Origin of the sequence: Mycobacterium sp. MAA66, from assembly GCF_041261665.1 — a bacterium.
GTDB lineage: Bacteria > Actinomycetota > Actinomycetes > Mycobacteriales > Mycobacteriaceae > Mycobacterium.
In genome coordinates this window covers 717,393-736,261 of sequence record NZ_JBGCCC010000002.1, presented here as the reverse complement: position 1 = coordinate 736,261, position 18,869 = coordinate 717,393, and the positions used below count along the sequence as shown (strand labels likewise).

At 67.3% G+C, this 18,869-nt stretch carries 20 protein-coding genes; 6 read left to right on the top strand and 14 right to left on the bottom strand.

Annotated features, from left to right (window positions below):
• Positions 1-51: 51 nt before the first annotated feature.
• Both ABIA30_RS10085 and ABIA30_RS10080 read left to right on the top strand, forming a co-directional pair.
• Entirely contained in the window at positions 52-1,059 is a 1,008-nt protein-coding gene (locus ABIA30_RS10085; protein ID WP_370064662.1) for a VWA domain-containing protein, read from the top strand.
• A gap of 17 nt (positions 1,060-1,076) precedes the next feature.
• The gene (locus tag ABIA30_RS10080; protein ID WP_370064660.1) at positions 1,077-1,523 is read left to right on the top strand and encodes an SRPBCC family protein; all 447 of its coding nucleotides are present in this window, start codon (positions 1,077-1,079) and stop codon (positions 1,521-1,523) included.
• Between the two features lie 3 nt (positions 1,524-1,526).
• Here the strand turns inward: ABIA30_RS10080 and ABIA30_RS10075 are convergent, their stop codons facing one another.
• Positions 1,527-2,186 (bottom strand): LGFP repeat-containing protein, encoded by a 660-nt coding sequence (locus ABIA30_RS10075; RefSeq protein WP_370064658.1) that lies wholly within the window; start codon positions 2,184-2,186, stop codon positions 1,527-1,529.
• Positions 2,187-2,452: 266 nt separating this feature from the next.
• Here ABIA30_RS10075 and ABIA30_RS10070 point away from each other — a divergent pair, with 266 nt between their 5' ends.
• From ABIA30_RS10070 to ABIA30_RS10060, 3 genes are read left to right on the top strand one after another with little or no spacing between them, the layout of a single operon-like run.
• A complete protein-coding gene (locus ABIA30_RS10070) occupies positions 2,453-2,743 on the top strand; it encodes a hypothetical protein (protein WP_370064656.1) in 291 nt (96 codons plus the stop codon).
• Positions 2,744-2,767: 24 nt separating this feature from the next.
• Positions 2,768-4,363: a peptidase S53 gene (locus tag ABIA30_RS10065; RefSeq protein WP_370064655.1), complete on the top strand. Its 1,596-nt coding sequence runs from the start codon at positions 2,768-2,770 to the stop codon at positions 4,361-4,363.
• 26 nt (positions 4,364-4,389) lie between these two features.
• A complete protein-coding gene (locus tag ABIA30_RS10060; RefSeq protein ID WP_370064654.1) occupies positions 4,390-6,123 on the top strand; it encodes a zinc ribbon domain-containing protein in 1,734 nt (577 codons plus the stop codon).
• A 40-nt stretch (positions 6,124-6,163) separates the two neighbouring features.
• Here ABIA30_RS10060 and ABIA30_RS10055 read toward each other — a convergent pair whose 3' ends face one another.
• The 11 genes from ABIA30_RS10055 to ABIA30_RS10005 all read right to left on the bottom strand — a co-directional run bounded on the left by ABIA30_RS10055 (position 6,164) and on the right by ABIA30_RS10005 (position 15,429).
• Positions 6,164-6,427, bottom strand: coding sequence for an Ada metal-binding domain-containing protein (locus tag ABIA30_RS10055; RefSeq protein ID WP_370064653.1), 264 nt, complete (start codon positions 6,425-6,427; stop codon positions 6,164-6,166).
• Positions 6,424-7,134: a 2OG-Fe(II) oxygenase gene (locus tag ABIA30_RS10050; protein WP_370064651.1), complete on the bottom strand. Its 711-nt coding sequence runs from the start codon at positions 7,132-7,134 to the stop codon at positions 6,424-6,426. The genes ABIA30_RS10055 and ABIA30_RS10050 overlap by 4 nt, the downstream gene beginning before the upstream one ends.
• The gene (locus ABIA30_RS10045; RefSeq protein ID WP_370064649.1) at positions 7,131-7,745 is read right to left on the bottom strand and encodes a methylated-DNA--[protein]-cysteine S-methyltransferase; all 615 of its coding nucleotides are present in this window, start codon (positions 7,743-7,745) and stop codon (positions 7,131-7,133) included. Before ABIA30_RS10045 ends, ABIA30_RS10050 begins: the two co-directional genes overlap by 4 nt.
• Entirely contained in the window at positions 7,738-8,250 is a 513-nt protein-coding gene (locus tag ABIA30_RS10040; protein ID WP_370065495.1) for an RNA polymerase sigma factor, read from the bottom strand. Before ABIA30_RS10040 ends, ABIA30_RS10045 begins: the two co-directional genes overlap by 8 nt.
• 163 nt (positions 8,251-8,413) lie before the next feature.
• Positions 8,414-8,989, bottom strand: coding sequence for a methylated-DNA--[protein]-cysteine S-methyltransferase (locus ABIA30_RS10035; protein WP_370064647.1), 576 nt, complete (start codon positions 8,987-8,989; stop codon positions 8,414-8,416).
• A gap of 154 nt (positions 8,990-9,143) precedes the next feature.
• Positions 9,144-9,437 (bottom strand): hypothetical protein, encoded by a 294-nt coding sequence (locus ABIA30_RS10030; protein WP_370064645.1) that lies wholly within the window; start codon positions 9,435-9,437, stop codon positions 9,144-9,146.
• Between the two features lie 53 nt (positions 9,438-9,490).
• Positions 9,491-11,689: an AAA family ATPase gene (locus ABIA30_RS10025; protein ID WP_370064644.1), complete on the bottom strand. Its 2,199-nt coding sequence runs from the start codon at positions 11,687-11,689 to the stop codon at positions 9,491-9,493.
• A complete protein-coding gene (pssA, locus tag ABIA30_RS10020) occupies positions 11,686-12,564 on the bottom strand; it encodes a CDP-diacylglycerol--serine O-phosphatidyltransferase (protein WP_370064642.1) in 879 nt (292 codons plus the stop codon). The genes ABIA30_RS10025 and pssA overlap by 4 nt, the downstream gene beginning before the upstream one ends.
• Entirely contained in the window at positions 12,561-13,289 is a 729-nt protein-coding gene (locus tag ABIA30_RS10015; protein WP_370064640.1) for a phosphatidylserine decarboxylase, read from the bottom strand. Before ABIA30_RS10015 ends, pssA begins: the two co-directional genes overlap by 4 nt.
• Positions 13,290-13,301: 12 nt before the next feature.
• Positions 13,302-14,504, bottom strand: coding sequence for a gephyrin-like molybdotransferase Glp (gene glp / locus ABIA30_RS10010; protein ID WP_370064638.1), 1,203 nt, complete (start codon positions 14,502-14,504; stop codon positions 13,302-13,304).
• A 4-nt stretch (positions 14,505-14,508) separates the two neighbouring features.
• A complete protein-coding gene (locus ABIA30_RS10005; protein WP_370064636.1) occupies positions 14,509-15,429 on the bottom strand; it encodes an SDR family NAD(P)-dependent oxidoreductase in 921 nt (306 codons plus the stop codon).
• A gap of 67 nt (positions 15,430-15,496) precedes the next feature.
• On the opposite strand from ABIA30_RS10005, the gene ABIA30_RS10000 reads away from it, so the two are divergent.
• A complete protein-coding gene (locus tag ABIA30_RS10000; RefSeq protein WP_370064634.1) occupies positions 15,497-16,315 on the top strand; it encodes an HAD-IIA family hydrolase in 819 nt (272 codons plus the stop codon).
• A gap of 61 nt (positions 16,316-16,376) precedes the next feature.
• Here the strand turns inward: ABIA30_RS10000 and ABIA30_RS09995 are convergent, their stop codons facing one another.
• Both ABIA30_RS09995 and ABIA30_RS09990 read right to left on the bottom strand, forming a co-directional pair.
• Entirely contained in the window at positions 16,377-18,122 is a 1,746-nt protein-coding gene (locus ABIA30_RS09995) for a DEAD/DEAH box helicase (RefSeq protein WP_370064632.1), read from the bottom strand.
• A gap of 32 nt (positions 18,123-18,154) precedes the next feature.
• The gene (locus ABIA30_RS09990; protein WP_370064630.1) at positions 18,155-18,796 is read right to left on the bottom strand and encodes a TetR family transcriptional regulator; all 642 of its coding nucleotides are present in this window, start codon (positions 18,794-18,796) and stop codon (positions 18,155-18,157) included.
• Positions 18,797-18,869 lie beyond the last annotated feature (73 nt).

The window sequence follows — 18,869 nt, the reverse complement described above, 5'->3', positions numbered from 1 at the left end:
GGTGATGACTCCTACAATCGCGACCATGCTGACTAATCCGACGTGGCGCCGATGAATCTGCCCGGAATCGGATCGGTGTCATTGTCCGGGTTCGCCTACCCGTGGATGTTGTTGACGGCATTGCTTCCGCTGGCGTTGGTCGCCGCGTATGTAATGGCCCAGCGGCGCCGGGCCAGCCGGCTGCACCGATACGCCGGTGACCACCCGCGTCCGGCTGTGGTGCCACGGGGACCGTCCCGGTGGCGGCATCTGCCGATGGTGTTCTCGGTAGTGGGGCTGCTGCTGTTGTCGGTGGCGCTGGCTGCGCCCACCCACGAGATCAAGACGCCACGCAACCGTGCGGTGATCATGCTCGTCATCGACGTGTCTCGGTCGATGGAGGCCGACGACGTGCCGCCGAAGCGGCTGGCCGCTGCCAGGGAGGCGGCAAAGCAGTTCACCAAGCAGTTGACTCCCGGGGTGAATCTGGGTCTGGTCTCGTTCTCCGGGAACACCAACCTGCTGGTGTCGCCGACGCCGGACCATCAGGCCACGCTCACGGCGCTGGACAACTTGAAGGTCGACGACGGCACTGCCACCGGTGATGCGATCTTCGCGGCACTGCGGGCCGTCGGCACCCTGTCCGAGGTCCTCAGCGCCGGCAACACCGTCAAGCCGCCGGCCCGCATCGTGCTGCTGTCCGATGGCGCCGAGAATCGGCCGAGCAATCACGACAGCCCGCACGGCGCGTACACCGCGGCCCGCAGTTCCAAAGAACAAGGGGTGCCGATCTCGACGATCACCTTCGGCACCAAGGGCGGTTCGGTGAAAGTCGGCAACCAGACCGTGCCGGTACCGGTGGACGACACCACCATGAAAAAGGTTGCCGAACTGTCTGGTGGGCAGATGTACACCGCGGCGCGGGTCGACGAGCTCAACCGCAGCTTCGACTCGGTGCAGCAGCAGATCGGCTACGAGACCATTCGTGGGCCGGGCGGCACTGCGTGGCTACGTCTTGGTGTCCTGGCGCTCACCCTTGCGGTGGTCTCGGCGCTGGTGTTCAACCGCCGGCTGCCTTGATCGGGTTGAATCGACTCGTGGAGAACGAAGTTCGCGTGGTAAGCGCCAGCCGCGACATTGCCGCCCCGGCTGGGCAGATCTTCGAGTTGATCGCGGATCCGGCCCAGCAGCCGCGGTGGGACGGCAACGACAATCTCGCGCAGGCGCCCGAAGGCCAACGGGTCACCGCGGTCGGCGACGTGTTCGTCATGGGGTTGACCTTGGGGTCCAGTCGGGACAACCACATCGTCGAATTCGACGAGGGCAGGCTCATCGCGTGGAAGCCGTCCGAACCGGGCCAACCGCAGCCTGGACATCTGTGGCGGTGGGAGCTCGAACCGATCGACGACGGCCATACCCGCGTCACCCACACCTACGACTGGACGGCGCTGACCGACGAGAAGCGGCTGAACCGGGCCAGGCAGACTTCCGCAGACTGGCTGCAGGCGTCGTTGGCCCGGCTCGCCGTGCTCGCCGAGCAGTAGTGGCTACTGCTTGGGGGTGATGGTGCCCTTGAAGGTGCCGTCACCCTGGTTCAGCCAGGTGATGGTGCCCTTCTGGAACTCGCTGATCCAGCCGCCCTTCGGGGCATCGGGTCCGCCGGCGGTCTGCACCTCGTCTGCGGTGGGGAAGCCCAGCGCGCCGGCGGGGCCGCCGTCGCCGGTGTATTCCTTCAGGATCTCGCCCTGCACGATGTGTGCCCCGGTCGCGGGCGACTGGTAGATCGTCGCCTTCGCGAACGCGGTCACCGTGCCGTCGCCGACTTTCTGCGGCTGTCCGGTGGGCAGGCCGAGCGCGGCTTGACCGCCGGCCTTGTTGTAGGCATCGGAAGTGGCGCCGTCCAGGTTCACCTCGCCGACACCGGGAACGTTGATCGCGCTGGCGGGACCTGCGACCACCGAGGAGGCGGCACTGGACGCGGCGCCGGCCGCAGACGTGGCCGCGCTGGCCCCGGCACTGGCAGCCGAGGATGCGGCGCTGGCTCCGGCGTTCGCGGCTGACGACGCCGCGCTGGCTCCGGCGCTGACCGCCGACGAAGCGCTGGACGCGGCGTCCTTGGCCTGCGAGCAGCCGACCACGGCAGCGCCGGCGACAGCCGCCAAACCGACCGCTGCGGCAGCGCGACGCATCAGCAATTCGTTGTTCATATTTGCCCCCTTGGATATGCGGATTGAATATCCGGCCCCATTTGCTGAGCCCGAATGTTGTCACGTTAGGGCGATGATCTAGATCGGCGAGGACGATTCAGTGAACTTCTGCCGACGCGTGCAAACTCCTGCCCCTTCCAGCCCGCCAGTCCCGTGACTGCAGATCGCCGGCCCGGCGCGGCACAGTTCGCGTACGATTTAATTAACATTGCTGTCACTCGCGATTGAGTTCGCGGTGTCCCGTTCCGCAGAGGAGAAAACCACTTATGAGCACCGACTCGACCCGGATCAAGATGGTCGCGCGCGCTGCGGTGATCGCCGCGGTTGCAGCCGGCGTGCTGTCTGCCTGTGGTGGGAACGGTAAGGAAGAGCCGACCACCAGCACGTCGACCACCGCCACCACGTCAAGCAGCTCGGCACCGCAGACATCTGCTCCGGCGGTCACCCCGTCTGAGAAGGGCGGACCCACCAAGGGTGGCAACAAGTTCACCCCGACGGTGACGGCACCCGGCCCGCAGACGGCGTTGCCCGGCAACGTCATCACCGGTCCTCACTAATTCTTCGGTACTAGCCCCATTCGGATGGACCGCAGGCGGGCGATATTGCGCGTCGGTGCGCTGCTCGCAGCCTGCGGTCTGACGCTTTTCTCGTCCGCGGGTCCACGGCCTGATGGTCCCGGCCGGGTGACGCTGTCCGGGCCGCTGGCCCATCTACTGGCCGCCTCGACTGACCTCGGCCCGTCTGATGCGCCGCGTGTGCAGCTCACCGCTGCACTCACTGGTGCGAGTAGGCCTGATCGGCTGATCGAGTGGGCCGGGTCCGCAGGCCTTTCGGTACGTTGGCGCCCCGGCGACAGCTGGGCGATCGTCGAGGGCACCGCGCGTGCCGTGGCCGACGCACTGGACGTCGACGTACGTGACTATCGCGGCCGGCGTGGGCAGGTCTTCTACGCCGCGACCAGTCAACCCGAGCTTCCGGTCGCGTTGGACCCGGAATTGGCCGGATTCGGCCGGATCCTCGGGTACATCCCGATTCGCCAGGCGCGGCCGACGATCCTGCCGCGCGACGTGCCGGTCGGTGGGCTCAGCCCGGAACATCTGCGCAGGGCCTATAACGTGGATCCGTTGACGGCTCAGGGCTACACCGGCAAGGGCCGCACCATCGTGGTTTTCGCTTTCGACGGATTCGATCAGCCCGATCTCGACAAGTTCGCCGACATGCACCAGCTGCCGCGCTTCACCCCGATCGTGGTGGGGGACATGCCGTCACAGCGCAGTGGTGAGGCGACGATGGACCTGGAGATGGCGCACGCGATCGCGCCAGATGCACAAACCGTCTTGGTCAACGCCCGACCCACGGCCAGCGGCGACGGCGTGTATCAGAAGGTCGGCGCGATGATGGAAGCCGCCGACCGGCAGTTCCCCGGCGCAGTGTGGACCCTTTCGATCGGCTGGGGCTGCGACAAGCTGCTCACCGCGGCCGATCTGGCGCCGGTCCGGTCGGCATTGGCCAAGGCCGAAGAAAACGGCACGACGGCCTTCGATGCCAGTGGCGATCTGGCTGGACTGGAATGCAAAGGCGGCCAGGACTGGTCGGCGCCGCCCAGCGTCGACGACGTCGGGCTGGACTCGGTGGCCTCGATCCCTGAGATGACCGTCGTCGGCGGAACCACACTGTCCACCGACGAACGCGGTGACTGGCACGGTGAATCGGCGTGGTTCGACGTGCCGCTGACACACGGCAGCGGGGGCGGGGTGTCCGCGTTGTTCGATCGCCCGGAGTGGCAGCGGGCCGTGCTGCCCGGTCGAGATCAGCACCGACGGCTCAGCCCGGACGTCGCCGCGGTCGCAGATTTCTTCACCGGGGCCCAGATGGTCTTCGGCGGGGATGTCCTACTGGCCGGAGGTACCTCGATGGCCGCGCCGCTCTGGGCTGGCATGGCCGCGGTGATCGATCAGTATCTGGTGGCCAACGGCGGGCGACCGCTCGGTGATATCAACCCGCTGCTGTACCGGGTGCAGCGGGCGGGCAGGTTGCCCGCGTTCCGTGACGTCACCGTCGGAGGCAATGCCATCGCGATGGCGGGCCCCGGCTATGACCTGGTCACCGGGCTGGGCACTCCGGACGTCGACAACCTGGCCCGGAGCTTGTTGCTGGCGCAGGGGACATCACGATGAGTACCTGCCGGGTATGCGGAGCGGAGGTGCAGGACGGAAATTTCTGTGGCCGTTGCGGATCGCACCGCACGGTCCGACGTGGTGACGGTCCGGACTGGTTACGTCTGCGCAGCTACGTCGCGGCGCCACACCAGCATGTGCTGCTGCCGGCTGTTGGAACCTCGTTGTTTCCGCAGCTTTCGGCGCGCGATGCGAGGTCGTTCCGAATCGGTCTGGCCGTCATGTTGGCGGTACTGGTCGCGGCTGCCGAGTTTCGCCGCCCCGGTGCCTTCATCGCCACTGTGGCGGTAGGGATTCCGCTGCTGTTCGTGCTGTATTTGCGGGGCGTGGACTATGCCCGGCAAATGCCAGGTCGGCTGGTCGTGGCGGGCGGCCTCGGCATCGGGTTCGGTGGGGCATTCGCACTGCTGTCCGGTGCCGTGGTGGCCCGCTCCTACGGTGTGCCGCTGGAAAATGGCCTGGCTGCAGTACATCTGCGCGTCCAAGGTGCCGGGGTATCGGCAGTCGGGGTATTGCTGGCATTGGCTCCTGCGGTGATTATCCGGCTGTTCGGTCCGGGCAGACGAGAGCCGTTGCGCGGCTTCGCCATCGGCGCTTGCGGTGCGCTCGCCATGGCCGCGACCACGACGGCGGTCCGGATGTTCGCGCAGCTCGAATCCGGTCTGGTGGACCGCGATCAGCCGCTGTCGGACCTATTGATCGAAGCCGGTATCCGCGGCATCACCGTGCCTATCGCCGCGGCCGCCGCGGGCGGAATGGTCGGCGCCGCACTGTGGTTCGAGGGGCGCGCGCGTGACCGTCGAGTCCGGTGGGCCGTGCTGTTGTTCGCGATGCTGTCGGTGGTGGGCCACCTCTGGCTGGGTGGGGAAGACTCCGCCGCGATCTCCCAATGGGCGAAAGCCGCCTGGCATGTCGGGGTCGCAGTGATCGCGCTGATGCTGTTGCGCCTGGGCTTGCAATTGGCACTGCTGCACCAGGATTCGGGCGATCGCAATGGCGACCCGGAACATTCCGTGGCGTGTAGCTATTGCGGAAACATCGTGCCCAGCATGGCTTTCTGCTCTGAATGCGGGGTCGCCATGGCGGGCCGTGACCGCCCGGGTGCGGCGACCATCTCGGCGGGGCGGCTGGCGATCACCTGGACCGCGGTCGTCGCGGTGCTCGGCGCCGGGTTGATCGGGCTGTCTGTGGCACGAACCCATCCGGCCGAGCGGTACATGTGCCCGCCGAACTGTGGGCCTCCGCCGATGGGACGGGCGGTGGTGACCAACCCCGTTTTCACCGCGCCCGATGGGATGTTCGACGTGTCCTATCCGGCACCCGGGACCGCCTATTCGGTGACCACCGATGCCCGCGGCGTGACGGCTGATTTCACTGGCGGAGACGGCGGTGTCATGCGGCTGTTCGGTGAGCCGGCCAATGGGCGTGATGCCAAGGAGGTGGTCAGCGCGTTGGTCCAGCGTTGGTATCCGGACTCGCGGGTGGCCTACGAGATACCCAATACGCTGGTCGGCTATCACCCTGGTTATGGTGTGGCCCTTGATGATTGGCCAGACGGTGAGAATGTCGGAGCCTCCCGGACCCGGGTCCTGGTCATGGTGGCGGTCAAGGATGACCTGGCGCTGATCGCCGCTGCGGTTGGGCCGTACCGCGAGCTCGGGTCCGAATCGGGCCCGCCGACCGGGGCCAGCCTGGAACTGGCAGCTGATATGGGTAAGTACGTCAACAGCTTTCGGTGGCAAGGCGATCCACCCCGCTGAGCCGGTAAGCGCGCGTCGGGTATCGGCCTCGGATATGTGTTCACCGCTGGGCCTTCCACTGCCGGTAGTTCTCGGGCAGACAGACTGCGCACGGCCGGTATCCCGCTGCGATGGCGGTCTGTTCCTCGGCGAAGAACACCCGCTGGGTCAGGTAGCCGCCGGCGGCGATCGCTCGGAGCGCCGACGGGCAATCGAGGCGACCGTAGATCTTGCTACGGCGATGTCCGCCAATGGTTCCCGGGACGCTGCTGGGATGGGGGTGGCCGTCGGAGCCGACCAACGTGTAGCGCCTGGGCGGACTCATGCGGCGTCGTGGAAGACCAGGCCTAGGGTGAACCTGGTCCCGGAGCGGACGGTGGAAACACCGTGGCGGACGGGTGCAGCCGACCAGCCCCGCGCCGATTTTGTCGGCCGGTCGCGGGTGGTGAACACCAGTCCGTGTCCGTGTGGAATCACCGTTGCGGTGCCGCGAGACTGTGCGCGGGCACGCTGTTCGTAGAGTAGGAATTCACCGCCGGTGTAGTCGACGTCCGGATCGCTCAGATTGATCACCACCTGAAGGGGGAAGATCAGCTCACCGTAGAGGTCGCGATGCAGCGCATTCCAGTCTCCAGCACCGTATTTCAGCAGAATCGCCGTCGTTTTGGTCTGGCCTGCTGCGTGACACATCTGCAGCCAGTCGTCGAAGTCGTCCGGCCATGGCGCCTCTCGTCCGAGCTGCGCCCACCAACCCCGGGCGATCGGCAACAGGTGCGGGTAGAACGCCTTCTTCAGTGCCGTCACCGCGTCCGGGTAGGGCTGACGGAAATACCGGTACTGGCCCTCACCGAACCGGTAGCGGGCCATGTCGATCGTCGAGCGGAACCGGGACACCTCCGGGTACAGCGCGGTGATGTCCGCGGCCTGCGTCGCCGTCAGGAGTGGCCCGGTCAACGCACATCCGCTGGCGTCGAGTTCGGCGTGGACACGGCTCCAGTCGGTCGTGTCCACGCGGTGCTGCCAGACATTCATGCCGCGGCTTCCATATCGAGCAGCAGCCGTTTGGCTTCCGGACCGCCGAGGTAGCCTCCCATCGCGCCATCGCTGCGCACCACACGGTGGCACGGAACAACCACGGGCAGTGGATTTTTCGCACACGCGGTTCCGACAGCCCGGACCGCCTTCGGACTACCGGCCAGGGCCGCGACGGCCGCGTAGCTTGCGGTCTGTCCGTAGCCGATTTCGGGCAGGTGATGCAGCACCGCGGCGCGGAATCCGGCCGCGAGCCGCCAGTCCAGCGGCAGGTCGAAGGTGCGTCGGGCTTGCGTGAAGTACTCGTCGAGTTCGCGGGCCGCGGCGTCGAGCCGAGCCGGTGCCCGCAGGATGCGCGGGCTCACCTGGTCGGCGAGTTGTTGCAGGACGGTGTCGTGGTTTTCCCGCGCGTAGGCGACGCGGACCAGGCCTTGCTCGGTGGCCGCCAGCAGCAGCGGGCCGACCGGGCTGTCCACGGTGCGGTACGCGATGTCGAGCAGTCCGTCGCGCTGGGCTGCGGCGGCGAGCCGGTCGTTCAGTTCGGCCAGTTTGTCGGGACCGGGTTGGATGATCCGCGCCAGGTCGCCGGCGATGGCGTCGCCGTTATTCATGGTTGTCTCCTTTCCTGGGCGCGTGGACCTCGGTGAGGTTTCCGAGGTAGGTGCGTCGTAGCGTGGCGATCCCGTCGCTGGCGGCGCGGCGCGCGGCCGCGGCGGTGCCGCCGAGAATGCCGGCGACCTCGTCGTAGGGCAGGCCTGCCAGATAGTGGTAGGCCACGGCGTGCTTCTGCTTGTGCGGCAGTTGATCGACCGCGGCGGTCAGCTCGTCGAAGTCGCCGGCGTCGCGAGGGCCCGGTGTCTCGGGAACGACGTCGGTGGGAACAGGCCGGCGCGTCCGGGCGCGAGTGATGTCGATGGCTTTGTGATGGGCGATGGTGACCAGCCAGGCTTCCAGATTGGCGTCTGCCGGAAGCTCTGGATAGGACTTCAGCGCCGCCAAGAAGGTTTCCGACCAGGCGTCGTCCGCGTCATGTGCGCCGACGATGGCGCAACAGACCCGAAAAACGGCGGGGCCGTGGTCGCGAACCACGATCTCGAATGGCGGTTTGGCTTTCACACCCTGTAGACGCTCCGTGGCCAACTTTTGTGAGGTGCCGATCGGTGAATTGGTGGCGCCGCTACTGGCGATCGAACCGGCATCACCGATGGTAGGTGCTACCACCGATGAAATCTCACTTGCCGTCATCCCCGAACGCTGCTGTAGTGCGCCGCGGATCGGCTCAGACCACCAACGGCAGCAGCGCATCCTGAAACGGTGACCCGCTGGATCGACATGCGTGGTCACGTTCCCGATCGAGCAACATGCGCTTGCGGGCGATGCCGCCGGCGTAGCCGGTGAGCTTGCCGCCTGCGCCCACCACGCGATGGCACGGAACGATGATGCACAGCGGGTTGCGCCCCACGGCCGCACCGACCTGCTGAGCCGCGACGGCATCCCCGAGCTGCGTCGCCAGTCCGCCGTAGGTGACCGTCTCGCCATAAGGGATCTCGGCGATCAACTGCCACACGGTCTGTTGAAACGGGTCGCCGTGGATACTGAGAGCAATGTCGAACTCGCGGCGCTGACCGGCCAGATACGCGCAGAGCTGCTCGGCCGTGTCCTCGAACCCCTCATCGCGGCGAGGGCCGAACGTCTCCTGGGCGGGCCGATACCAATGGTGCGGGAAATACAGGCCGCGCAACCCTGACTCGTCCCGGACGACGGTGAGCTCACCCATTTCGGTGACGATCACCGAATGCCATGTGGGCGTGGGTGTCTGATGACACATATCGGCCTGCGCCTGTTCGTGACTCATACCGAGTAGACGTTCAGGCAGATCAGGATGTGAGGTCTCGATCGAACAAGTCCTCAAGCCCGGTCCAAGAGGATGGCGGTCGTTCGGCGTGCGTTACGCGTTGGTCCCGCCGTCGACGGTGAGACCCGCGCCGGGTCGGATGGTGTTCACGCACTCACATGCAGACATAGCCCGGGTTGTTACAGACGGTGCCGAACATGTCGGTGAGTATGTAGCGGCCGTTGATGTCGTAGTTGTTGATGTTCGGCATCAGGTCCGGATCATTCAACAAGTCCTGATAGGCGGCCCCGTAATGCCCGCCCGGGTTGGGCGGCGGCGTCGGCGGGCTCGCATACGCAATGCAGGCGGTGGATCCGAACATGATCGCTCCGAGAACGGCGACGACAACGGCGCGGTGAGTGGTCTTCATGCGGGCACCTGACAATCGGGAGAGGCTGATGGTCTGCATCGGATTATCGCCCTGGCCGTGTGGCGTTGGGCCGGATCGGCGATCCTGTGACCTCAGCGCCCTTCGGCGAAGTCCCGAAGGGCATTCACCTGATTCAGATCCAGTGATGGGCGCACCGTCTGCCGAGCCTTGACCACGTCGGCTGCGGTGACATCGGCCGCGTCGATCGACCGGCGCATCGCGGTCAGCGCCGCTTCCCGCAGCAGTGCCACGCAGTCCGCTGCGCTGTACCCGTCCAGGTCTGCCGCCAGCGCGCCGAGGTCGACGTCGGCGGCGAGTGGAATGGATTTGGCCGCGGTATAAAGGATTTCGCGACGGGCATCGGCGTCTGGCGGCTCGACGAACACCAGCTTCTCCAGTCGGCCCGGCCGGAGCAGCGCCGGATCGATCAGGTCCGGACGGTTCGTTGCCCCGACCACCACCACATCGCGCAGCGGGTTGATGCCGTCCAGTTCGGTCAGCAGCGCGGCCACCACCCGATCGGTGACCCCCGAATCGAAGCTCTGTCCGCGTCGCGGAGCCAGTGCGTCCATTTCGTCGAGGAACACCAGCGACGGAGCCGAATCGCGTGCGCGCTGGAACAATTCGCGTACCGCACGCTCCGAGGAGCCGACCCATTTATCCATCAACTCGGCACCTTTGACTGCGTGCACCGACAGTCGTCCGGAACTGGCCAGCGCGCGCACGATGAAGGTCTTGCCGCAGCCGGGCGGTCCGTACAACAGCACGCCGCGCGGCGGCTGGACGCCGAGGCGCTGGAACGTATCGGGATGCTGCAGCGGCCAGAGCACCGCCTCGGTGAGCGCCTGCTTGGTGGCCACCATGTCGCCGACATCGTCGAGCGTGATCGACCCGACCGCGACTTCCTCGGTGGCCGACCGCGACAGCGGGCGGATCACCGACAGGGCGCCGACCAGGTCATCCTGGGTCAGCACCGGATCGTCGCCCTCGGCGCTGGCCCGGGCGGCCGCCCGCAATGCCGCCTCGCGGACCACCGCGGCCAGGTCGACAACAACGAAACCGGGTGTGCGGTCCGCGATTTCGGTCAGATCAAGATCCTTTACCGGAACCTCGCGCAGCAGCACCTCCAACAGCGCCCTGCGGGTGGCGCCGTCGGGTAGCGGCACCGGAAGCTCGCGGTCGCACAGTTCGGGACTGCGCAGCCGGGCGTCGATGTCATCGGGCACTGCAGAGGTGGCGATGAAGGCCACGCCCTTGGTCGCGACGACTTTGCGCAACTCGGCCAGGATCAGTGCCGCAACGGGTTCGGCGACCGTCGGCAACAACGCGTCGATGTCCGAAATCAGCAGGACGCCGCCGCCGTCACGCACGGCATCGGCTGCGGCGGTCACCCGGGCCAAGCGATCTTCGGCGCGAAGCGCACCGATCTCAGGCCCGTCCAACTCGACCAGGCGCCGCGACGCGCACACCGCGCGCACCATGGTCACCTTGCCGACGCCGGCCGGACCCGACACCAGCACACCCAGATTTGCTGTGGCGCCCAGGGTTTCGAGCAGCTTGGGTTCGTCCAGGGCGAGCTTGAGCCACTCGGACAGCCGGGCTACCTGAGCCTGCATGCCCCGCAGGTCGTCGATCGAGATCGTCGGGGCCGCGGCGGGTTTCGGCGCGCTGGAAGTCGTGGCCACGGTTGGGTCGGCGGTTCCGTCGCCCCACGTCACCACCGAGTTGGGTTGCACGCTCACCGGACCGGCCGGGTCCACGCTGGTCACCGTCAGCAGTTCGGAGGTCCAGGTGATACCGACCTGGGTGGCCAGCGCGGAGGTGGCAGCGGACGTCGAGGTGCCCGGTCCGAGGTCGCGGGGAAGTAGCGATACCGTGTCCCCGACCGTCATCACCTTGCCCAGCAAGGCCATTCGCAGGGTGGCCGGCGGCACGGAGCCGCTGGCCAATCGGGATCCGCTCAACGTCACCGACCGGGCGCCGTACACCGTTACCGGCGACACCAGTACCGCGGTGTCTGCGCGTACCCCGGCGTTGGACAGCGTCACGTCGTCAAGCAGTGCCACCCCGGGCGGTGTGCCCGCGGTGGCCACTCCGACGACCGCGCAGGTGGTGCGGGTGCCGGTGAGGGACACCGCGTCCCACTCGCGGATACCCAGGGCGGCAATGGCTTCCGGGTGCAGCATCACGACGCCACGGCGGGCGGCAGAGGCCGAGGTGTTCAGCCTGGCAGTGAGTTGCAGGTGCCCCTGCGGTGGGTCGACGGCGCTGTGCAGTACGCCGTCGGTCATCGGCGCTGACCGGGTCGGCGCAAGCGGAGCCGGGCGGTGGAGCGACGGTGGGGCTGGGTGCGGTGGGCCCGGCGAATGGCGCGACGCGCCTGCCGCTGCTGCTTGGGCTGGTCGTCCCACACCTCGGGGTGCTCACGCAGCCACGCCTTGGTGCGGATCGCGAACGGAATGTGGATGACGTAGGCGGCGATCAGCACCAGGATCACCAGATAGCCGTCCATCACCGAGGCCGCGACACCGATGGCCAGCAGCGCCAGCAGCGGCACCACCATGTTGGGCGGCACCGCGAAGGTGTGCACCTTCCGCATCGGGATGGTGCTGACCACCAGCAGCGAGACGCCGATCATCCACGCGATGACCACCCATTGGGCCGACTGGGTGTGCCACCATTCGCCGGGGAAGCGCATCTTGGCGGCCAGCGGACCGATTGCCCCGATGGCTCCCGCCGGTGCGGGCATGCCGACGAAGTAATTCTTCTCGAACGCCGGCTGGTCGCCGTCGAGCATGGCGTTGAATCGGGCCAGGCGCAGCACGATGCAGACGGCGTACAGCAGCACCACCAACCACCCGATGGCCGACGAATGCGGCAGCAGGGTGAGGTAGACGATGAACGCCGGGGCCACGCCGAAGTTGACCGCGTCGGCCAGCGAATCGATCTCCGCGCCCATCTTGGACGTGGCGTTGAGCATCCGTGCGGCACGGCCGTCCAGCGCGTCGAGGATGGCCGAACCGGCCAGCAGCGCCATCGCCTGAGTCGGCTGGTTGTCCAGTGCGGCCTTGACCGCCGACAGTCCCAGACAGATCGCCGCGACGGTGATGGCGCTGGGGATCAACCGCCGCACACTCATCTGCGGCGTCTTGATCCGCGGTTTCATCGTGGCTGCCCCGTCGGCAATTCGGCCAGCACGGTCTCGCCACCGATCGCCCGCTGCCCGATCTCGACGCCGATCACCGAGCCCGCGGGCAGGTAGGTGTCCAGGCGGGAGCCGAAGCGGATCAGGCCGTAGGTCTCACCGAGTGCGAGCTTCTCACCGGGATGGGTGTTGCACACGATGCGCCGGGCCAGCAGGCCGGCGATCTGGGTGGCGACCACGTCATGGCCACTGTCGGTGCGCAGCCAGATGCTGTTGCGCTCGTTGTTCTCGCTGGCCTCTTCCTTGTCGGCGGACAGGAATTGGCCCCGTCGGTATTTGACCGCCATCACCTCGCCGGCCACCGGCGCGCGCTGGACGTGGGCGTCGAACAGCGACAGGAAGATGCTGATCCGGGGCAACGGCTGGTCGGACAGGTTGAGCTCGGCAGGCGGCACGGCCTCGTCGATCAGGGTCACCTGGCCGTCGGCCGGGGCCACCACGACGCCCGGGCGGCTCGGAGGGGTCCGCGACGGGTGCCGGAAGAAGGCCGCACACGCGCCGGCCGCGGTGAGCCCGGCCGTACGGACCCAGCGTCTGCGGGAGCCCAACGCGGCTACGGCGAGGGCACCGCCGACGAACGGCATGCCCGCCGGGTGGATCGGGGGAACGGTGGAACGCACCAGGTCGACCAGACGGGACAGGTCGGACTCGGGGGCGTCGGCTGGGGGTCTCGCGGGTCTGGCCATGGGGTCTCGATTCTACGATTGCGGGGTCTGACGCAGGTCCCAGACGGACACCGGCGATCCGGCGTCCAATTCGATCACGTCTTCGCCGATCTCCAGCAGACAGTTCGCCGTGGCCAGCCAGCGCAGGTGGTGCGATGCGGGCGGGCCGTAGCTGCTGACCTGTCCGTCGGGGCCGATCACCCCGCGGCGGAATTGCCGCCGGCCGGCCGGCGAGGTCAGCCGCTCGGTCAGGATTGCGGTGTGGCGGGGCCGGTTCGCGCTCAGTCCCATCGCCGCGCGCACCGGGCCGCGCAAGAACACCTCGAACGACACCAGCGCCGACACCGGGTTGCCGGGGAAGGTGACGATCGGCAGCCCGTCGACGCTGCCCGCGCCTTGCGGCATGCCGGGTTGCATGGCGACCTTGGTGAACTGGACCTGCTCGCGCAACGCGTCTTTGACCACTTCGTAGGCACCGGCGCTGACTCCGCCGGTGGTGATGATCAGATCGACGTCGGCCGCGTGTGCACGGAGGGTGTCGCGGAAAACCACCACGTCATCGGAGGTCATCGGGGCGGTTATCACCTCGGCGCCGGCTTCGCGCAGCGCCGCGGCCAGCATTACCGCGTTGGACTCGTAGATCTGTCCCGGCAGCAGTGCGGTCCCGGGTGCAACCAGCTCGGATCCGGTCGAGATGACCAGAACACGTTGCCGGGGAACGACTTTCAACTCGGCCAAACCAAGTGCCGCGGCCAGGCCGAGGCTCGCCGCGGAGAGCAGCTCACCGGCGGGCAGCACCGTCATACCGGCGATCACGTCCTCACCGGCACGGCGGATATGCCGGCCTTCGTCCGTCGGCGCCATGATGGCGACGACGTCGGTGCCGCCGTCGGTGTTCTCGACGGGAACCACCGCCGTGGCCCCCGAAGGTAGTGGAGCTCCGGTCATGATCCGGTGTGCCGTACCCGGTTGCAGCCTCAGCGCATCGGTGCGGCCGGCTGGAATGTCTTGGGCGACTGGCAGTTTCACCGGAGCTTGCGCCGAAGCCCGGCTGACGTCGCCGGCCAGCACGGCGTATCCGTCCATGGCGGAGTTGTCGAAACCTGGCAGTGCGATCGGCGCCACCATATCTTCGGCCAGCACCATGCCGAGTGTCTCGGCGAGCGGCGTCAAAATCGGTGGGCGCGGCGTGATCAGTGCGGCGACGACCCGCTGATGTTCCTCGACTGTGCGCATGACGCTAGATGGGGAAGGTGACGCCGGTGAGTTCTTCGGACACGTCCCACAACCGGCGTTGCAGTCCCGCGTCGTGTGACTGCGAGCTGGAGTCCACCAGCACTGGGTAGCCCACCAACTGGCGGAACCCGGACGGGCCGTAGTACTGGCCGCCGCGCACGGCCGGGTCGGTCGCGGCCCGCAACGTGGCCAGCGCTCCGACCAGTGGGCTGTTGGTGACCAGCCCGGCGAGCCGGCTGAAGCCGGGCAGGCCCGAGCCGGGCATGTGGCGCATCAGCTCGGTATTCGATACGCCCGGGTGGGCCGCGACGGAGATGGTCTTCGCGCCCGCGGCCACCATACGACGTTGCAATTCGTAGGCGAACAACAGATTGGACAGCTTGGACTGGCCGTACGAGGCCACCCGGTTGTAGCGGCGCCTCTCCCATTGCAGGTCGCCGAAATTGATCTCGGCCTGGATGTTGTGGGCGATGCTGGCCACCGCCACCACCCGCGACCCCGCGACCGGCAACAGGTTGTCGATCAGCAGCCCGGTCAGTGCGAAGGCGCCCAGGTGATTGGTGCCGAACTGCAGCTCGAAACCGTCGGAGGTGGTCTGCTTCGGCGGGTACATCACGCCCGCGTTGTTGATCAGCAGATCGATCCGGGGGTAGGCGCTGCGCAGTGCGTCGGCGCCGGACCGTACCGAGTCCAGAGAACCCAGATCCAGCTTCTGCACGGTCACGTCGGCGTTCGGGTCTGCGGCCTTGATGCGCGCGACCGCGGCGTTGCCCTTGGCGGTGTCGCGGACCGCGATCACCACCTGGGCGCCGCGTCCTGCCAGGATTCGCGCGGTCTCATAGCCGAGCCCGGTATTGGCTCCGGTGACCACGGCGACCCGGCCGGTCTGGTCGGGCACGTTGCTGGCGGTCCAGTTGGCGCTCATGGGCAAGACACTACCGAGCGCGGACGCTTGACTTGCGTGCGAGCGGCAGCGGTTTAGGGTCTGGACCATGGCGGTCGGCGGGGTGCTCTTCGACATCGATGGTGTCCTGGTGACCTCATGGCGCCCGATCGCCGGCGCCGCCGAGACGCTGCGGGTCCTGAACGACCATCAGATCGCCCGGTCCTTTCTGACCAACACCACCACTCGTACGCGGGCGCAGATCGCCGAATTGCTTTGTGCGGCAGGCATGGACGTCGCCGCCGATGAGGTGGTCACCGCCGGGCTGCTGACCGCCGACTACGTCCGCGACCGGTATCCGGGGGCCCAGTGTTTTCTGGTCAACAACGGTGACATCGGTGCCGACATGCCCGGGCTGGATCTGGTGTACGCCGCTGATTTCGCCGGGCCTGCGCAACCGGAAACTCCAGATGTGGTGCTGCTGGGTGGTGCCGGTCCCGAGTACAACCACCTCACCCTGAGCTGGGTGTACGACTGGATGGCCCAAGGTGTTCCGGTGGTGGCCATGCACCGCAGTACCGCCTGGACCACTGCCGACGGACTGCGGGTCGACACGGGCTTGTACCTGGCCGGGTTGGAGGCGACGACCGGTCGTCAGGGCACTGCGGTCGGTAAGCCGGCGCCTGCCGGATTCCTGGCCGCCGCGAGCCGGCTGGGGGTGGATCCCGAAGAGATGTACATGGTCGGTGACGATCTCAACAACGACGTGCTGGCGGCCCAGGTGGTCGGGATGACCGGAGTGCTGGTGCGTACCGGAAAATTCCGCCAGGCCACGTTGGATCGTTGGGCCGCAGACGAATTCGCGATGCAGCCGAATCACGTGGTGGATTCGGTTGCCGACCTGCCGAAGCTGCTGTTCGACCGCTGACTGTGATGGGTGTGCACGGCATCCGGCGGTTTTGCGTGCACAGCCCTCACACCCGCGGCGCCTAACCAGCCAGTTCGCGCTGCATGTTCCGGATCGCGGCGATCCGGTCCTGCAATTGCTCGCGAGTGGCGGCGGCCACCGGAGGGCCGGGATGGCGACGACGCAGCTCGTTGTGAATCCAGCCGTGCGGCTTGCCGGTGCGGTGGTGGAACGCCGACACCAGCAGGTTCAACTCCTTGCGCAGCTCGCGCAGCTGACCGTGGGTGGTCATCGGTGGCGCCGGCACGCCCGGGTTGGCCGCGGCCTTGGCGCTGCGCTTCTGCATCTGCTCGTCCTGGCGGCGGCTGAGCAGGTCACGCATCTGAGTCGGGTCCAGCAGCCCCGGGATGCCGAGGTAATCAGCCTCCTCGTCGCTGCCGGCCGGGGTCGCGGTGCCGAATGATGCACCGTCGAAGATCACCTGATCGAGCTCTGCGTCCGAGCCCAGGGACTCGTAACCGTTGTCCTGCTCGGTCTTTTCGTCCTGCTTCTTCGCGGCTTGTTCGAGCAGCTCGTCATCGAGCCCATCGGATTCGCGGTGCGGCTTGCCCAGGATGTGGTCGCGCTGCTTCTCCAGTTCGCTGGCCAGCAGCAGCAGGTTGGGCACCGACGGCAGGAAGATGCTGGCCGTCTCGCCGCGCCGGCGCAACCGCACGAACCGCCCGATGGCCTGGGCGAAGAACAGCGGTGTCGACGCGCTGGTGGCGTACACCCCGACGGCCAACCGTGGCACGTCGACGCCCTCGGACACCATGCGCACGGCGACCAGCCAGCGGCTGGTGGACTCGGAGAACTTCGAGATCCGGTCCGAGGCCGTCGGGTCGTCGGACAGCACGACGGTCGGTTCTTCACCGGTGTGCTTGTGCAGCAGCTTGGCGTAGGCCCGGGCGGTGGTCTGGTCGGTGGCGATGATCATCCCGCCGGCGTCCGGAACGTGCTGGCGCAGCTGGCCCAGCCGCTTGTCGGCGGCCGCGATCACCGCGGGCATCCATTCGCCCTCGGGGTTCAGCGCGGTACGCCAGGCCCGGGCGGTTTGCTCGGCGCTCAGCGGCTCACCCAGACGCGCCGAGTGCTCCTCGCCGGCGCCGTCGCGCCAGCGGGCTTCACCGGAGTAGGCCATGAAGACCACCGGACGCACGACACCGTCGGCAAGTGCGTCGGAGTAGCCGTAGGTGTGGTCGGCGACGGACTGTTGGTGGCCGGCCCCGTCAGGCTCGTAGTTGACGAAGGGGATCGGGCTGTCGTCGCTGCGGAACGGAGTTCCGGTCAGACACAGTCGCCGGGTTGCGTCGTCGTAGGCCTCACGGATCGCCTCACCCCAGCTCTTCGCGTCACCGCCGTGGTGGATCTCGTCGAAGATCACCAGGGTCTTGTGGTTCTCCGTGCGCACCCGGTGCTTGGTCGGGTGGCTGGCCACCTGGGCATACGTGACGACGATGCCGTGGTAGTCGCTCGAGGTGTGGCCACTGGAGTTGGAGAACTTGGGGTCCAACGCGATGCCGGAGCGCGCGGCGGACTCGGCCCACTGGATCTTGAGATGTTCGGTGGGGACCACCACGACCACCTGGGTCACGGTGCCCTCGGAGAGCAGCTCCCCGGCGATCCGAAGCGCGAAGGTGGTCTTACCTGCTCCGGGGGTCGCGACGGCCAGGAAATCGCGTGGTTTGGCGGCCAAATAGCGCACCAAAGCCCGTCGTTGCCAGCCCCGCAAAGCCTGGGTGCTGGGTACTCCGGCAGTGCCGGAATTCGGCGCTGCGTAAGCCCGCACCCTTCGACTCCCTCCCTGGTTGGAAGGGCAGTCTAGGACAGCGGGTTTGGCGGATGCACATTTGCGCGGCGTGTCCCGGTGGTCGACTCGCGGGCGTCGCTGCCGGTCGTCGCGATCAAGCGCGTGACCGCATCACAGACGATTGCCTTGCGGTGGGCATGGTCGTCGATGTCGATCACTGCCAGCAGAGTGGGGCTGAGGTTGTGCCACATCGATGCGATGGTGAGCACCAAGGTGAACAACACCGGGGCGGACAATTCACGGCTGACCGTCCCGGCCGCCTGCGCAGCGGCGATGGATGCGATCTGGCGGTGCATGGTCTCGCCGGGAAAGCCCAGTGCCTCACTGTCCCCGCGTTCGAGTCGGTGCCAGGCGATCAGGCGCCCTACCTCGGGCTGGCGCGCATAGACGTCGATCAGGTGGGCGGCATAGCCGGGCAGGTTGTCGGCGACCACCGGGCTGTCGGCGAAGAATCGCTGCAGCATGTCCGCCCAAACGGCGTCGAACAGTTGATCTTTACTGCCGAAGTAGTGATAGATCTGCGCTTTGTTTGCGCTGGCCTCGGCGGCGATGCGATCCACCCGGGCTCCGGCGATGCCGTACCTGGCGAATTCTGCGGTCGCCGCACTGAGCAGGCGCGCGCGAGTGGCGTCGGAGTCGCGCGCATTTGCCATCTGCGGATTTTAGCCAACCAGGATTTGTTCACTAACTAACCGGATAGTTGACAGTTTGGTGAGACCTGCCTAA

What these genes read in the sequence shown, in the direction of transcription:
- ABIA30_RS10085 (WP_370064662.1), top strand. Translation starts at nt 52, where the DNA reads ATGAATCTGCCCGGAATCGGATCGGTGTCATTGTCCGGGTTCGCCTAC.
- ABIA30_RS10075 (WP_370064658.1), bottom strand. Translation starts at nt 2,186, where the DNA reads ATGAACAACGAATTGCTGATGCGTCGCGCTGCCGCAGCGGTCGGTTTG.
- ABIA30_RS10070 (WP_370064656.1), top strand. Translation starts at nt 2,453, where the DNA reads ATGAGCACCGACTCGACCCGGATCAAGATGGTCGCGCGCGCTGCGGTG.
- ABIA30_RS10065 (WP_370064655.1), top strand. Translation starts at nt 2,768, where the DNA reads ATGGACCGCAGGCGGGCGATATTGCGCGTCGGTGCGCTGCTCGCAGCC.
- ABIA30_RS10055 (WP_370064653.1), bottom strand. Translation starts at nt 6,427, where the DNA reads ATGAGTCCGCCCAGGCGCTACACGTTGGTCGGCTCCGACGGCCACCCC.
- ABIA30_RS10050 (WP_370064651.1), bottom strand. Translation starts at nt 7,134, where the DNA reads ATGAATGTCTGGCAGCACCGCGTGGACACGACCGACTGGAGCCGTGTC.
- ABIA30_RS10045 (WP_370064649.1), bottom strand. Translation starts at nt 7,745, where the DNA reads ATGAATAACGGCGACGCCATCGCCGGCGACCTGGCGCGGATCATCCAA.
- ABIA30_RS10035 (WP_370064647.1), bottom strand. Translation starts at nt 8,989, where the DNA reads ATGAGTCACGAACAGGCGCAGGCCGATATGTGTCATCAGACACCCACG.
- ABIA30_RS10030 (WP_370064645.1), bottom strand. Translation starts at nt 9,437, where the DNA reads ATGCAGACCATCAGCCTCTCCCGATTGTCAGGTGCCCGCATGAAGACC.
- ABIA30_RS10025 (WP_370064644.1), bottom strand. Translation starts at nt 11,689, where the DNA reads ATGACCGACGGCGTACTGCACAGCGCCGTCGACCCACCGCAGGGGCAC.
- pssA (WP_370064642.1), bottom strand. Translation starts at nt 12,564, where the DNA reads ATGAAACCGCGGATCAAGACGCCGCAGATGAGTGTGCGGCGGTTGATC.
- ABIA30_RS10015 (WP_370064640.1), bottom strand. Translation starts at nt 13,289, where the DNA reads ATGGCCAGACCCGCGAGACCCCCAGCCGACGCCCCCGAGTCCGACCTG.
- glp (WP_370064638.1), bottom strand. Translation starts at nt 14,504, where the DNA reads ATGCGCACAGTCGAGGAACATCAGCGGGTCGTCGCCGCACTGATCACG.
- ABIA30_RS10005 (WP_370064636.1), bottom strand. Translation starts at nt 15,429, where the DNA reads ATGAGCGCCAACTGGACCGCCAGCAACGTGCCCGACCAGACCGGCCGG.
- ABIA30_RS10000 (WP_370064634.1), top strand. Translation starts at nt 15,497, where the DNA reads ATGGCGGTCGGCGGGGTGCTCTTCGACATCGATGGTGTCCTGGTGACC.
- ABIA30_RS09990 (WP_370064630.1), bottom strand. Translation starts at nt 18,796, where the DNA reads ATGGCAAATGCGCGCGACTCCGACGCCACTCGCGCGCGCCTGCTCAGT.